Source organism: Azospirillum tabaci (assembly GCF_014596085.1).
In the GTDB taxonomy this organism is placed as follows: Bacteria; Pseudomonadota; Alphaproteobacteria; order Azospirillales; family Azospirillaceae; genus Azospirillum; species Azospirillum tabaci.
In genome coordinates, this window is the sequence record NZ_JACCJY010000021.1 from 103,824 (window position 1) to 117,169 (window position 13,346).

The 13,346-nt window shown below is 69.3% G+C and carries 13 protein-coding genes; 3 read left to right on the forward strand and 10 right to left on the reverse strand.

Translation table 11 applies throughout. The annotated features are described in order from the left end of the window. Positions 1 to 111 precede the first annotated feature (111 nt). Both H0B54_RS19060 and H0B54_RS19065 read left to right on the forward strand, forming a co-directional pair. Positions 112 to 330, forward strand: a complete 219-nt coding sequence (locus tag H0B54_RS19060; protein ID WP_188261641.1) for a hypothetical protein — start codon at positions 112 to 114, stop codon at positions 328 to 330. Next, positions 327 to 794, forward strand: coding sequence for a hypothetical protein (locus tag H0B54_RS19065; RefSeq protein WP_188261642.1), 468 nt, complete (start codon positions 327 to 329; stop codon positions 792 to 794). Before H0B54_RS19060 ends, H0B54_RS19065 begins: the two co-directional genes overlap by 4 nt. Positions 795 to 824: 30 nt before the next feature. Here H0B54_RS19065 and H0B54_RS19070 read toward each other — a convergent pair whose 3' ends face one another. From H0B54_RS19070 to H0B54_RS19105, 8 genes are all read right to left on the reverse strand, one after another. Continuing rightward, on the reverse strand, positions 825 to 1,601 hold the full coding sequence (locus tag H0B54_RS19070) for an SDR family NAD(P)-dependent oxidoreductase (protein WP_188261643.1): 777 nt from the start codon (positions 1,599 to 1,601) through the stop codon (positions 825 to 827). Positions 1,602 to 1,656: 55 nt separating this feature from the next. Beyond that, on the reverse strand, positions 1,657 to 2,571 hold the full coding sequence (locus tag H0B54_RS19075; protein WP_188261644.1) for an SMP-30/gluconolactonase/LRE family protein: 915 nt from the start codon (positions 2,569 to 2,571) through the stop codon (positions 1,657 to 1,659). Then, positions 2,568 to 4,112, reverse strand: a complete 1,545-nt coding sequence (locus H0B54_RS19080; protein ID WP_188261645.1) for a tripartite tricarboxylate transporter permease — start codon at positions 4,110 to 4,112, stop codon at positions 2,568 to 2,570. Before H0B54_RS19080 ends, H0B54_RS19075 begins: the two co-directional genes overlap by 4 nt. A 48-nt stretch (positions 4,113 to 4,160) precedes the next feature. After that, positions 4,161 to 4,673: a tripartite tricarboxylate transporter TctB family protein gene (locus tag H0B54_RS19085; RefSeq protein WP_188261646.1), complete on the reverse strand. Its 513-nt coding sequence runs from the start codon at positions 4,671 to 4,673 to the stop codon at positions 4,161 to 4,163. Positions 4,674 to 4,750: 77 nt separating this feature from the next. Further along, positions 4,751 to 5,716, reverse strand: a complete 966-nt coding sequence (locus tag H0B54_RS19090) for a Bug family tripartite tricarboxylate transporter substrate binding protein (protein ID WP_188261647.1) — start codon at positions 5,714 to 5,716, stop codon at positions 4,751 to 4,753. A 104-nt stretch (positions 5,717 to 5,820) separates the two neighbouring features. Beyond that, positions 5,821 to 6,471: a 2-dehydro-3-deoxy-6-phosphogalactonate aldolase gene (locus tag H0B54_RS19095; RefSeq protein WP_188261648.1), complete on the reverse strand. Its 651-nt coding sequence runs from the start codon at positions 6,469 to 6,471 to the stop codon at positions 5,821 to 5,823. A gap of 5 nt (positions 6,472 to 6,476) precedes the next feature. After that, positions 6,477 to 7,469: a 2-dehydro-3-deoxygalactonokinase gene (locus H0B54_RS19100; RefSeq protein ID WP_188261649.1), complete on the reverse strand. Its 993-nt coding sequence runs from the start codon at positions 7,467 to 7,469 to the stop codon at positions 6,477 to 6,479. Beyond that, positions 7,433 to 8,272 (reverse strand): IclR family transcriptional regulator, encoded by an 840-nt coding sequence (locus H0B54_RS19105; RefSeq protein ID WP_094304475.1) that lies wholly within the window; start codon positions 8,270 to 8,272, stop codon positions 7,433 to 7,435. The genes H0B54_RS19100 and H0B54_RS19105 overlap by 37 nt, the downstream gene beginning before the upstream one ends. A gap of 280 nt (positions 8,273 to 8,552) precedes the next feature. On the opposite strand from H0B54_RS19105, the gene clpB reads away from it, so the two are divergent. Beyond that, a complete protein-coding gene (gene clpB / locus H0B54_RS19110; protein WP_188261650.1) occupies positions 8,553 to 11,225 on the forward strand; it encodes an ATP-dependent chaperone ClpB in 2,673 nt (890 codons plus the stop codon). 49 nt (positions 11,226 to 11,274) lie between these two features. On the opposite strand, the gene H0B54_RS19115 is transcribed toward clpB, so the two are convergent. Together H0B54_RS19115 and H0B54_RS19120 are read right to left on the reverse strand one after the other, a co-directional pair. Next, entirely contained in the window at positions 11,275 to 12,093 is an 819-nt protein-coding gene (locus tag H0B54_RS19115) for a cytochrome c oxidase assembly protein (RefSeq protein WP_188261651.1), read from the reverse strand. A gap of 81 nt (positions 12,094 to 12,174) precedes the next feature. Continuing rightward, positions 12,175 to 12,942: an FCD domain-containing protein gene (locus tag H0B54_RS19120; RefSeq protein WP_246472618.1), complete on the reverse strand. Its 768-nt coding sequence runs from the start codon at positions 12,940 to 12,942 to the stop codon at positions 12,175 to 12,177. Positions 12,943 to 13,346: the final 404 nt, after the last annotated feature.

A 13,346-nucleotide genomic window follows, 5' to 3' on the forward strand; every position in this document is an offset into this window, starting at 1 on the left:
AAAGTGGTAGTCCGCCCCCACCCGTCAAACTGTCACAGACCACCCGTATAGTCCGTCCAACTTTGGAAATGCCTCGTGAATCCAGCCATGCCGACGCCGACACACGCCCGTATGATACAGACCCTTTCCACGCCCAAGCTGCATTGCGCCTGCTGCGGGCGCCCGTTCACCCGCGCCTCCGGCCGCGGACCCGCCCCGCTCTACTGCTCGGCGGACTGCCGGACGCAGATCCGCATCCGCCAGCGGGTGTGGTCGAGCCGGCCCGGCTACGCCGCGAGCGCCACGACCAACCACCGGGACGCCCACTTCGAGACGGCGCGCGCATCATGATGAAGCTGGTGATCCACGACCGCCATTCCGCCGCCGGGCTGATCCTGCCGGACGTCGACCATATGCGTGACGTCGTGCGCGCCCTGCGCGGGCTGGAGACGGTGGACAGCGCGTCGGTGCTTCTGGAAGCCTTCGCGCGGCGCTGCCTGGAGGCCGGTGTGGCTTTCGACTCGACGGACCCGCTGACCGCCTGCTCCTTCTGCACCCATCTGGTGGAGGTGGAGGTCCATGCGGAAGACGGGGCGTCGCCCGTCCAGTTCGTCCGGCTTTACGACCGCGACGCCGACGGCATCCTCTGCCGCCGTCATCACGGCACCCTGCACGCGGTGGCCCGGCAGTTGCGGTGCGAGGACGGCGCGCCCTTCCCCACCCTGCCGGCCATCGCCGCCAAGACGGCGGCCTTCAAGACGGCGGCCTTCAAGACGGCGGCTTTCACCGCCGCGATCCCGCCGCGCCCGCTCTGAGCAAGCGGACGCGGACGGAATCACCAATCGTTACGGCATGTACTGGCCGCCGTTCACGTCGAGAACCTGACCGGTGATGTAGCCGCTGCAGGCGTGCGACGCGAAGAACAGGAAGGTCGGGGCGCATTCCTCGGGACGGCCGAAGCGGCCCATCGGAAAGCCGGAGCCGATGCGGGCCTTGGTGTCCTCGTCCTTGTCGGCGTGGAAGGCCGTGTCGAAGGTGCCCGGCGACACCATGTTGAAGCGGATGCCGTCCTTGGTGTGGAAGGCCACCCAGTTCTTCTGGATGTTGTGCAGCCACGCCTTGGCCGCGCCATACAGGCCGGCGCCCGGCCCGCCGCCGGTGTAGCCGGCGACCGAACCGACCAGGATCACCGACGAGGTGGTGCCGTTCTGCGCCGCGGCGGCCTTCAGGTGCGGCAGGGCATGCTTGGTCACCATCAGGGCGGAGCGCGAGTTCAGGTCGGTCACCGCGTCGAAGAAGTCGTCATCGATCTCCGGCAGCGGCTTGCGGCCGACCAGACCGCCCGCGTTGTTGACGAGCACGTCGATGCCGCCGAAGCGCTCGACGAAAGACTCGACGAGCTTGCCGCACTCCGCGCTGTCCGACACGTCGGCGGGCAGGAAGACGACCTCGCCGCCCAGCCCGTTCAGACGGGCCAGCGTGGCCTCCAGGTCCGCCGGGGTGCGGCGGCCGTTCATGGCGACCTTGGCACCGGCGCGGGCGAACGCCTCCACCGCCGCAAGGCCGATGCCCTGCGTGGAGCCGGTGATGAGAACGCGCTTGCCCTTGAGATCGTCAAACATTCCTTGCCTCTCGTGTCTTGGTCTTGACGTTCCCTCCCCCCTCCGGGGAGAAGGTTCAAACAGTCAGGCGGGGTTCCGGCAGGCCCTGGGCGCCGGGATCGAACATCAGGACGCGCCCGCCATGCGGGTCCTCGGCAAGGTCCGCCGGCCCGCGGCTGAGCGAGGTCACCAGCATCGTCCGCAGGTCCGGCCCGCCGAAGGCGCACATCGTCGGCTTGCGCATCGGCACTTCGATCCGGCGGTCCAACGCGCCGCTCGGGGTGAAGCGCTTGATGCAGCCCTCGTCCAGGCAGCAGATCCAATAGCAGCCGTCCACATCCACCGCGGCGCCGTCGGGACGGCCGACCATCGCCCGCATGTCGACGAAGGGGCGGCGGTTGGTGGCGGTGCCGGCGTCCGTGTCATAGTCCCAGGCCCAGACCATCCGCACGTCGCGGTGGCTGTCGGACGCGTAGAGGGTGCGTCCGTCCGGGCTGAAGGCGGAGCCGTTGGGGATGATGTAGCCGCCGGTTCCCGTCTCGGTCAGCCCGTCGGCCCGCGTGAAGCGGTGCCACAGGCCGGAGGCGTCGCCCTTGCTGATGTCCATGACCATGCTGGACAGCCAGAACCGCCCCTGCCGGTCGCAACGCCCGTCGTTGAAGCGCATGCCCTCCTTGGGGAAGCGGTGGCTGGCGAGGACGGTGACCACCGCTTCCCCGCCCTCGCTCGGCAGGTCGACGTCGAAAACGCCGGTCTCGCAGGCGCAGACCACGCCGCCGTCCGGACGCAGGACGAGGCTGCCGATCATCTCCGGCAGGGTCCAGCGGCGGTGGGCGCCGCTGGAGGGGTCGAGCCGGTGGATGGTCCGCGCCGGGATGTCGATCCAGGTCCACAGCCCCCGCTCGGCGTCCCAGACCGGGTTCTCGCCGGTGCCGTTGCGCAGGTCGGGATCGAAGACGGCTTCCAGGCCGATCCGGGTCACGGCGGTCATTCCGGGGTCCCCATGCGGCTGCTCCCGGCGGCCGGGTTGATCGTCGACGGGCCGCTGCCGGAGCGCTCCGCCCACAGGCGGCGCAGCAGCGGAAGCATCAGCGTCACGATCGCGATCGCCAGAAGGGCCGCGGTGATCGGGCGGGTGTAGAGGAAGTCGTAGCTGCCGTTGGACAGCGACAGCGCGCGGCGGAAATTCGCCTCCGCCATCGGACCCATGATGAGGGCGAGCACGACGGGCGAGGCCGGGAAATCCCACTTCTGCATGAAGTAGCCGACGACACCGGCGGCCAGCATGATCCAGATGTCGAATATGCTGTTGTTGATGGCGTAGGTGCCGACGATGCACAGCGCCAGGATGGCCGGCGTCAGCACCGACTTCGGCATCTGCAGGATGCGACCCATGAAGCGCAGAGAGCCGAGCCCCACCACCAGCATCATCACGTAGCAGACCAGCATGCCGGCAAACAGCGTGAAGACCAGGTCGGCGTGGTCCTTGAACAGCAGCGGGCCGGGCTGGAGCCCCTGGAGCGTCAGGGCGCCGAGCATCACAGCGGTCACCGCGTCGCCGGGGATGCCCAGCGTCAGCATGGTCAGCAGCGCGCCGCCGGTGCAGCCGTTGGCGCCGGACTCGCAGGCGGCGACGGCGCCCAGTTCGCCTTTGCCGTAGTTCTCCGGCGTCTTGCTGAAGCGCTTGGCCTCGTTGTAGGCGACGAAGGCGGCGATGTCGGCGCCGGCGCCGGGGATCATGCCGATGATGATGCCGAGGCCCGAAGAGCGGGCGATGTTGCCCAGCTGGCGGCGGAACACGTACCAGGGCGGAATGATGCGGTCCAGCGCCGCGGCCATGCCGGCGCGGACCTGCGGGTCCTCCAGCGACTTGAAGGCTTCGGCGGCGGCGAACAGCCCGATCATCACCGGGATGAAGGGCACGTTGAACAGCTCGGTGTAGCCGCCGGTGTAGCGCGGGAAACCGCCCATCGGGTCGAGTCCGACCGTCGCCAGCAGCAGGCCGAGGAAGCCGGAGATCAGGCCCTTGATGACCGACACGCCCGAGATGCTGGCGATGATCGACAGGCCGAAGACGGCCAGCGCGAAGGACTCCGACGCGCTGAACTCCAGCGCGAAGCGGGCCAGCACCGGAGCCAGGAAGATCAGCACGAACACGCTGGCCGTGCCGCCCAGGAAGGACGAGAAGGTGGCGGTGCCCAGCGCGATGCCGGCCTGCCCCTTCTTGGTCAGCTCGAATCCATCGATGGCGGTGGCCGCCGCGGCGGGGGTGCCGGGGATCTTCAGCAGGATGGCGGTGACCGACCCGCCGTAGATGCCGCCAAAGAAGACACCGGAAATCATCAGCAGGCCCGACAGGGGGTCCATGCCGAAGGTGAAGGGCAGCAGGATGGCCACGCCCATCGTCGCCGTCAGGCCGGGCAGCGCACCGATGATGATGCCCAGCGTCACGCCGAACAGGGCGAGCAGCAGCGCCATCGGCTGGTTGAACAGCGCCTGCGCGCCGTGAAGAAGCATATCGAGTTCGTACATCTCACCCCTCCGTCAGCGGAGTGTTGCGGCCGGTCGGATCGGGCCGGGTCATTCGAAGAGACTCCCGACCGGAAGCGGCACGCTGAGCGCCACGGCGAAGGCGGCGTAGATGAGCGCGGTCAGCACGGCGGCAATGGCGGCGTTCGCGATCAGGTTGCGCCGTCCCATCAGCCACATCAGGCCGAACAGGTAGATGGGCGTCGCGATGGCGTAGCCGACGAACTCCATGGCGTACAGGCAGGCGGCGGTCGCGACGATGCCGACGGCCACGGTGCCGTAGCTGGCCTTGGGTTCGGCCTGCGCCGGATCGTCCGGAGGAGCGGCGGGCGCCCGCAGCGTGTTGAAGACCAGGATCGCGCAGAGCACCAGAAGGGCGACGGCGAAGATGATCGGGAAGCGGGCGGGGCCGACGTCGGTTTCCAGCATGGTCGGCGGGAAGTCACCCGCGACGATGATGGCGGCCACAGCGACCGCCATGACCAGGGCGGCGATGACCAGCGTGGCAAGGCGGTCCTGCGGGCGCAGGCCTGCCTTGCCGCCCGGAGCGGGAGCGTTGCTCATGAATGAATCTCCTTCGGACGCCCGGCGGCCCGAAGGCCGCCGGGGACACGCCGGGGATGTGGCTTACGTGTTTCGGCTTACTTGGCGAGGCCGATCTGCTTCATCAGAACCTTGAACATCTCAGCGTCCTTCTCCATGGCCACCTTGTACTCCGGGCCGTCCAGATAGGCGTAGCTGAGGTTCATCTTGGTGAGCTGATCGCGGAAGCCCTGCTCCTCGACCGCCTTCTTGGAGGCGGCGCGCAGCGTCTCGACGACGTTCGCCGGGGTCTTCTTCGGAACGACGATGCCGCGCCAGGTGGCGACCGTCACGTCGATGCCCTTTTCCTTCAGCGTCGGGGCGTCCGGGAACGCCTTGGAACGCTGATCGTCCATCACGGCCAGGATGCGCAGCGTGCCGGCGGCGATGTGGCTGGACACCTCGGCCGGGCTGACGCTGACCGCCTCGATGTGGTTGCCGAGAAGCGCGGTGACCGCCGGGTTGGCGCCATCGTACGGAATGTGGCTGAACTTCAGGCCCGACTTGGTCGCCAGGGCCTCGGCGGCGAGGTGCCAGATGGCGCCGGTGCCGGAGTTGCCGATGCGCACCTTGCCCGGATTCTCCTTGGCGTGGGCCAGGAACTCCTCGATGGTCTTCCACGGCGCGTTGGCGTTGACCGTGATGGCGCTCGGTTCCGCGTTCAGGCGGGCGATCGGGGTGAAATCATCGGCCGTGAAACGGGCGACGCCGAGGTTCGGCAGGGTGGTGATCTCCACGGTGCCCATGCCGATGCGGTAGCCGTCCGGACGGGCGGCCATGATCTCCGACAGGCCGACGGCACCGCCGCCACCGGTCTTGTTCACCACGCCCACCGACTGCGGCAGGTGGCGGTTCACGGCGTCCGCATAGGCGCGGGCCACCAGATCGGTGCCGCCGCCGGCCGCGTACGGAACGATCAACTCGATCGCCTTGGTCGGATACTCGGCGGCCTGGACGGCCACCATCATCGTGGCGGAGGTCAGCGCGCCGACGACGGCGCCGGTGACGAAACGATAGCCCTTCATGAGCGTTCTCCCTGGAACTTTGCTTGTGGTGAGGAGGGGGAGGAAAAGGTTCGCGGCGCGTTCTGCGACCGGCCGCGGGATGGTCCGCTGATGCCGAGGATCGGTCAGCGCGGGTTGAGGCGCCGCCACGCGGCGACGAAGGCGTTCGCCCGCTCGCCGACCTCTGTGGCGGACAGGCCCGGCGCATAGAGCGCGGACCCCAGCCCGAAGCCGGCCACGCCGGCCTCCAGGAACGGCGCCATGGTGTCCGGGGCGATGCCGCCCACGGGCAGCAGGCGGGTGCCGGCGGGCAGGATCGCGCGCATCGCCTTGATGACGCGCGGGCCGACCAGCTCCGCCGGGAAGATCTTCAGGGCGTCGGCCCCGGCTGACAGCGCTGCGAAAGCTTCCGTCGGAGTGGCGATTCCGGGCAGGCTGACCAACCCCGCGGCCTTGGCGGCGCGGATCACCGCGGTGTCGGCGTGCGGCATGACGACCAGATCGGCCCCGATTTCCTTGAGCCGGGCCACCTGCTCCACCGCCAGGACCGTGCCGGCGCCGACCAGCGCGTCGCGCGGCAGCAGCCGGCGGACGGCGGCGATACTGTCGAACGGATCGGGCGAGTTCAGCGGCACCTCGATCATGCGGAAGCCGCTGTCGTAGAGCGTCTGCGCGACGCCTTCCGCCTCCGCGGGGGTCAGGCCGCGCAGGATGGCGACCAGCGGCAGGGCGGAAAAGGCGGCGTCGAAGCGGGCCTTCAGGGAATCATCCGACATGTTCGTCACTCCCCCACCGGCGCGATCAGGCCGGCGGCAACGGCAAACTGGAAAAGCCCACGCGGGGCGGTGTTCTCAAGCCGGTCGGTGGGCTCGACGCCCAGCAGCTCCAGGCCGCGCACGTAGCGGCGGCAGAGCGCGCCCTCGCCGATCAGCAGCAGCGGACGGCCGTCGTGCAGCTCGTTGCGCATGTGGCCGAGGCCGGAGACCAGCTCGTGCCCGATCAGCAAACCGGACAGGTAGTCCTTCAGAAGCTCCGCCGGCATGCGGCGGGTGATGCCGAGCGTGCGCGCGGCGAAGATCTGGTGCGTGAAGTCGCCCGGCCCGCTGGCCTGCGCCGCCCGCACGCCTTCGGCGAAAGCGGCGTCGGACTCGGCCTCCGCCGGGGCGGCGTCCGCCGGCATCAGCCGGCCGAGGATCGAGTGCTTGCAGAGCACGGCGAAGGTCTCGCCGGTCATGTAGGTGGAGAAGCGGATCATGCGCCCGCCCACGATCTCCACCCATTTTGAATGGGTGCCGGGCAGCACCATGCAGGCGTCGCGGCCCCAGTCGGAACGATCGGCCAGCACGCCGGCGATCTGGATCTCCTCGCCGCGCAGGATGTCCGGCGGGCCGCTCGGCGGGTCGTAGAGGACGCCCGGCGCGATCAGGATGCGGGCTCCCGACGCGCTCTCCACGGCGATGGCCTGCGAGGCCAGGGTCGTCGTATCGGCGGGGCAGCGGACATAGGGAGCCTCGCGCCAGCCCTGGGCGCTGCCGACCATGCCGCCGGCCACGATCGGCAACCCCGGATGGGCGGCCATCCAGCCGCCGCACAGGTCAGCGAAGGCCTGCTCGAAGCCGGCAATGCCGGGCACCGGCAGGTTCTGGATGCCATGCGCGTTGGCGCGCTGGTCCAGCACCCGCCCGTCGCCGCCCATCAGGAAGCCGCGCAGGCTCGACGTTCCCCAGTCGAGGGCGATCAGCGATGCCCCGACGCCCGTTCGTCCCGTTTCCATCCCAAATCCTTTGAAATCGCGTCGGCGACGGCCCGGACGACCGGTCCAAGCTCCTCCATCCGTTCGTCCGGCATGTAGGGCACGGCGCTCGCCACGCTGATGGCGGCGACCACCTGATTGCGGACGTCACGGATCGGCGCGCCGACGCAGCGGATGCCGATTTCGTTTTCTTCAAGGTCGAAGGACCAGCCGCGATCCACATAGGCGGCCAGCCGGGATTCGAACTCCGGCCAGGGCGCCAGCGGGGGCCGTTCCGGCGCCGCCGCGGTCAGGCGGAGCGCGTGGTCGTACAGCTCCGGCCAGCGCTCGCGCGGCAGGCCGAGGAGAAGCGCCTTGCCCAGCCCCGTGGAGGCCAGCGGCATGCGCAGGCCGATGCGCGACCGCATCTCCAGCCCGCGCGTGTTCGGAATTTTGTCGAGGTAGAAGACCTCCGCCCCCTCGACGACGCCGAGATGGACGGTGTCGCCGGTCTGGCGGGCCAGCTCCTCGATGTGCGGGCGGGCGATGGCGACCAGCGGGCGCTGCTCCAGCGCGCGCATGCCGAGCGCGATCAGCTTCGGCCCCAGCAGATAGCCCTTGTAGGGCACGTGATGCAGATAGCCGTCCTGGGTCAGGCTGTTGAGCATCCGGTGGGTGGTGCTGCGCGGCGTGCCCAGCCGGGCGGCGATGCCCTTCACGTCACCGATGCCCGCCGCCACGCATTCCAGGAGGGCGAGGCCGCGCATCAGCGTCTGGGTTCCGGACGCCTGCGGCTTCTCCGGCGACGCTTGTGCATCGAGCGGATTTGCTCCGATGCCGGCCATATCCCCCCTCCCGCGTTCTTGTTCGATATCTGGCATATCAGTTGCCACCACTTTATGAAGGCGTACAGAGTGTGTCAAATAAATAAATCATTGTTCATATAGTGGGACACTTCTGGCGCAGAACAGCCTTGCCCCACCGTCTTGCCGGCCGTCTTGATCGCGGCGATACCCCTGCCCATCTGTTCCCTTGAGGCGACCGGGGCCGCGCATGGTGCGGGCCACACAGGCCGTCTTCCCGCGCCTTCGCAAAGGGCGGGAACCATAACGAACGGAGTGCCTGATGGACTTCGGTCTGTTCACCGACCGTGCGCGCGGCGTCATCCAGGCTGCGCAACTGGCGGCTCTCGCCGGACGCCACCAACAGCTCGTCCCCGAACATCTCGTGAAGGCCCTGGTCGAGGACGCCGACGGCGTGCCCGCCAAGCTGATCCGCGATGCCGGCGGCGATCCCGAGCTTTTGAAGACCGCCGCTGAGGAAACCCTCGACCGCCAGACCCGTGTGGATGGCGAAGGGCCGCACCCGATCTTCATGTCCCCGGCGCTCGCCAGCGTGCTTCAAAACGCGGTCGAAGCGGCCCGGGGCGCCGGCGACAAGTTCGTCTCCCCCGAACGGCTTCTCGAATCGCTGGCTGCCCAGGGCGGCAGCACCCGCGCGCTGTTCCACCGCGCCGGTGTCGATCCCGCGGTGCTGGTCGAAGGCGTCGAGACGCTGAGCAAGAACCGCCCCGCCGACCGGCAGGAGGATTCCCAGATGGGCGAGGCGCTCGCCAAATACGCCCGCGACCTGACGGAAGAGGCGCGCCAGGGCCGTCTCGACCCGGTGATCGGGCGCGACGACGAGATCCGGCGGACCATCCAGGTCCTGGCCCGGCGCACCAAGAACAACCCCGTCCTGATCGGCGAGCCCGGCGTGGGCAAGACCGCCGTGGTGGAAGGGCTGGCCCAGCGGCTGGCCTCCGGCGACGTGCCGGAGGGGCTGAAGGACCGGCGCGTGCTCGCGCTCGACCTCACCGCCCTGCTGGCCGGTGCCAAGTTCCGCGGCGACTTCGAGGAGCGGCTGAAGGCCGTCCTGGCGGAGGTGCAGCAGGCGGCGGGCCGCATCATCCTGTTCATCGACGAACTGCACTCGCTGATCGGCGCCGGCCGCACGGACGGCGCGATGGACGCCGCCAACATGCTGAAGCCCGCGCTGGCGCGCGGCGAGCTGCGCTGCGTCGGCGCCACCACGCCGGACGAGTACCGCAAATACATCGAGAAGGACGCGGCACTCGCCCGCCGCTTCCAGCCGGTGAACGTCGACGAGCCGTCCGACGAGGACGCCGTGTCGATCCTGCGCGGCATCAAGGGCAAGTACGAGGTGCACCACGGCGTGCGCATCGCCGACGCGGCGGTGGTCGCGGCGGTGCAGCTCTCGGCCCGCTACATCGCCGACCGCCGCCTGCCCGACAAGGCCATCGACCTCGTCGACGAGGCGGCCAGCCGCCTGCGCATGGCCATCGACAGCAAGCCGGAGGCGTTGGACGCCGTCGGCCGCCGCGTCGCCCAGTTGAAGATCGAGCGCGAGGCCCTGAAGTCGGAGCCGGACGCCGCGTCCCAGGAACGGCTGCACAAGCTGGAGTCCGAACTCGCGGTGGACGAGGCGAAGCTGACCGCCATGGAAGAGGAATGGCGCGTCGGCCAGTCCCGGCGCACCGAGGGCCGCCGCCTGAAGGAGGAGCTGGACCAGGCCCGCACCAAGCTGGAGCACGCGCAGCGCGACGGCGACTGGGCGAAGGCCGGCGAGCTGGCCTACGGCGTCGTCCCCGACCTGGAGAAGCGTCTGGCCGAGGCCGAATCCCGCGCCAACGCGGAGCGGGAGGAGGTGACGGCGAAGGACATCGCCGCCGTGGTCACCCGCTGGACCGGCATTCCGGTGGACCGCATGCTGGACAGCGAGCGGCAGCGGCTGAAGGGCATGGAGGACCGGCTGGCCGAGCGCGTCGTCGGTCAGGCCGAGGCCGTGCGCGCCGTGTCCAAGGCGGTGCGCCGGGCGCGGGCCGGGTTGAAGGACCCGAACCGTCCCACCGGCTCCTTCCTGTTCCTCGGCCCGACCGGCGTCGGCAAGACGGAGCTGGCCAAGGCGCTGGCCGCCTTCCTGTTCGACGACGAGACCGCGGTCACCCGCGTCGACATGTCGGAGTACATGGAGAAGCACTCCGTCGCCCGCATGATCGGCTCGCCTCCGGGCTATGTCGGGTATGACGACGGCGGCACGCTGGCCGAGAAGATCCGGCGCCGGCCCTATCAGGTCGTCCTGCTGGACGAGGTGGAGAAGGCCCATCCGGACGTGCTGAACGTGCTGCTCCAGGCGCTCGACGACGGGCGGTTGACCGATGGGCAGGGCCGCACGGCGGACTTCCGCCACGCGATCCTGATCATGACGTCGAACCTGGGGGCGGACGCCCTGACGGCGCTCGGCGAGGACGACAGCCTGGAGGGCGCGCGGGTCGAGGTGATGGACGCGGTGCGCCGCGCCTTCCGGCCGGAATTCCTCAACCGGCTGGACGACGTGCTGATCTTCCGCCGGCTGGGACGCGAGCAGATGGCCCACATCGTGGACATCCAGCTCGCCCGCGTCGCCGACCGTCTGGCCGAGCGTGGCCTGTCGCTGACCGCCGACGACGCGGCCCGCGCCCGGCTCGCCGACCTCGGCTGGGACCCGGCCTTCGGCGCCCGTCCGTTGAAGCGGGCGGTGCAGAATCTGGTGGAGGACCCCATCGCCGAACGGCTGCTCGACGGCGAGGTGGACGAGCGCTCGACCCTGCACCTGTCGGCGCGGGACGGTCGCCTGACCCTGGACGGCGTTCCCGTCGAGGAGGACCGCGCCACCGGCTTCAAGGCCCCGGAACGCCCGCCGCTGGGCTTCGCCCTGACGGGCAGCGGCGGCGGACGCAGCAGCGCCGCGGTCCACTGAGCCTGAGGCGAAACGAGAACCCCGGCCTGCCAAGGGCCGGGGTTTTTCTTTATGTGCGCTGCCGCTCGGGCACCATCAGCCAGCGCGCCAGGGCGTAGAGGTTGACCGCCACATAGACCGCCGCCCCGACGACTCCCATGATGAGGCCGCCGAGTTGCTGGTCGGCCAGGGCGGACAAGCCCCAGGGCGCCGTCGTGTCGAGATGGTAGACGAACAGCGGCTGCGGAGCGAAGATCAGCAGAGCCGCCAGGATGGCGAGATGGACCGAGGTGCCGAAGGCCGACAGCAGCCCCCTTCCCCGCATCGCCGGGCCGTCCGGGGCCAGCACCGTCCGCCACGCGGCGACCGCGCCGACGAGCAGGCTGGCGTGCATGACCCAGAGCACCGCGTCGAAACGCAGCGCCGCCATGTAGGGTCCCGGCAGGTGCCACACCCAGAGGAACAGCCCGAACAGACCCCAGGCGATCTCTGGAACCGCCAAGGGTGACGCCAGAATCCGCGCCCAGTTGGGCCAGCGCACCGCGCCCATCGGCCAGGACAGGACCAGCAGGGGCGCCGCGACCTGGATGGTCAGGAGATGCTGGACCACCCGCGCCGAGAACAGGGCGGAGGTCAGGTTGCACAGCGGCGACACGAAGGCGGCGAACAGCACCAGCCACCCGGCGGCGAAGCACCAGGGCTGGTGGGAGGCCATGCCCGCCCCATGCCGCTTGACCAGCGCCGCGTATCCCACGGCGGCCAGGGCGAAGACGGACAGCAGGACCGGATCGCCGTTCCAAGCGCTCCAAAACCCTTCCGGCACCGGCGGTGCGCCGCAATAGGGAATGATGGACGGCAGCGTTTCGGCAAGTGGCGTTGCGGTGGGCACGGCTGGACCTCCCTTGGCCTACAGCCGTGTAAAACCGAGAACGGCCCTCGGGTTCCCGAATGATGGACGACCGAACGGGGCTCAGGTCCGTTCGGCGGTTTCGATCAGGTCGGTGCGCCCGATCCGGCGTAGGGAGGCCTCCAGCCGCGTGTCGTCCTCGCGGATTTCACGCAGAGTGTGCAGCGTGAACATCACATGCGCCTCCGCCGCCGCATGGGCGGCTTCGGCATCGCCGGCCAGCACCGCGTCGACTATGGCCAGATGCTGATCCAGCAGCAGGTCGCGCACGCCGGGCCGGGTGTAGAGCCGGTCGCGGTTGTAGAACACGTCGTTGCGCAGCATCTCCGACAGCGCGCCCATGATGTGCAGCATCACCGTGTTGTGCGCCGCCTCGTAGAAGGCGAGATGAAGCTGAGCGTCCACGTCGGCCTCTTCCGACGGGTCGTCCTTCCCATGGGCGTCGCGCATGCGCTGGGCCAGGGCGCGGATCGCCTTGCGGTCGAGGTCGGTCGCCCGTTGCGCGGCCAGCTTGGCGGCGGCCGCCTCGATGGAGCTGCGGAACTCCAGATAATGGAAGGGCGCGTCCGGATCGGATTGCAGCAGCGCCGCCAGCGGGGCGGCGATGGGCGCCAGGAACTGCGCGATGTGCGTGCCGTTGCGCCCGGAGACGAGCAGCCCGCGCTCCTCCAGCTTCTCCAGCGCGTCGCGCAGCGACGGGCGCGAGACGTCCAGCTTGAGCGCCAGATCCCGTTCCGGCAGCAGCTTCTCCCCCGGACGCAGAACGCCTTCCCGGATCAGCGTCTCCAGATGGTCAGCGATGGCGTCCGCCAATTTGGCCGGCTTTATCATTCCCTTGCCTTGCCCCTTGCCCTGCATCCGCAGAAATCCCGCCCGGTCCAGAAGGTTAGATATCGTCACGGCTTTCGTACGTCCAGCCCCAGCGAGCCCCGTGGCACCGTTTCCCGACCACGCCACCACCGAAGGGGTCAGGTGGTAATACCATGGGCAAGAAAAAGTCCCTCGCCACGCTGACGGTAAATTGAATTTTCCCTATTGCCAACCATTGCGACCCAATGTATCCGTTCTGGGCCTTTGGTCATAAGTTTTGACCGGAGCCCAACCCAAGAAAAAACTGATCTCCATGGCCGATCGGTCGTGGAATGACAGGCGGCACGCGTCCTGATAAGACGCGCGGATCCGGGCTCCACTCATGGTCGCTGGCCAAAGCGCAGAACCGAGAATCTGCGGCATAG

Excerpts from the sequence above, each read along its gene's own strand:
- H0B54_RS19085 (WP_188261646.1), bottom strand. The coding sequence starts at position 4,673 with ATGAGCAACGCTCCCGCTCCGGGCGGCAAGGCAGGCCTGCGCCCGCAG.
- H0B54_RS19075 (WP_188261644.1), bottom strand. The coding sequence starts at position 2,571 with ATGACCGCCGTGACCCGGATCGGCCTGGAAGCCGTCTTCGATCCCGAC.
- H0B54_RS19065 (WP_188261642.1), top strand. The coding sequence starts at position 327 with ATGATGAAGCTGGTGATCCACGACCGCCATTCCGCCGCCGGGCTGATC.
- H0B54_RS19060 (WP_188261641.1), top strand. The coding sequence starts at position 112 with ATGATACAGACCCTTTCCACGCCCAAGCTGCATTGCGCCTGCTGCGGG.
- H0B54_RS19105 (WP_094304475.1), bottom strand. The coding sequence starts at position 8,272 with ATGGCCGGCATCGGAGCAAATCCGCTCGATGCACAAGCGTCGCCGGAG.
- H0B54_RS19100 (WP_188261649.1), bottom strand. The coding sequence starts at position 7,469 with ATGGAAACGGGACGAACGGGCGTCGGGGCATCGCTGATCGCCCTCGAC.
- H0B54_RS19080 (WP_188261645.1), bottom strand. The coding sequence starts at position 4,112 with ATGTACGAACTCGATATGCTTCTTCACGGCGCGCAGGCGCTGTTCAAC.
- H0B54_RS19090 (WP_188261647.1), bottom strand. The coding sequence starts at position 5,716 with ATGAAGGGCTATCGTTTCGTCACCGGCGCCGTCGTCGGCGCGCTGACC.
- clpB (WP_188261650.1), top strand. The coding sequence starts at position 8,553 with ATGGACTTCGGTCTGTTCACCGACCGTGCGCGCGGCGTCATCCAGGCT.
- H0B54_RS19070 (WP_188261643.1), bottom strand. The coding sequence starts at position 1,601 with ATGTTTGACGATCTCAAGGGCAAGCGCGTTCTCATCACCGGCTCCACG.
- H0B54_RS19120 (WP_246472618.1), bottom strand. The coding sequence starts at position 12,942 with ATGATAAAGCCGGCCAAATTGGCGGACGCCATCGCTGACCATCTGGAG.
- H0B54_RS19095 (WP_188261648.1), bottom strand. The coding sequence starts at position 6,471 with ATGTCGGATGATTCCCTGAAGGCCCGCTTCGACGCCGCCTTTTCCGCC.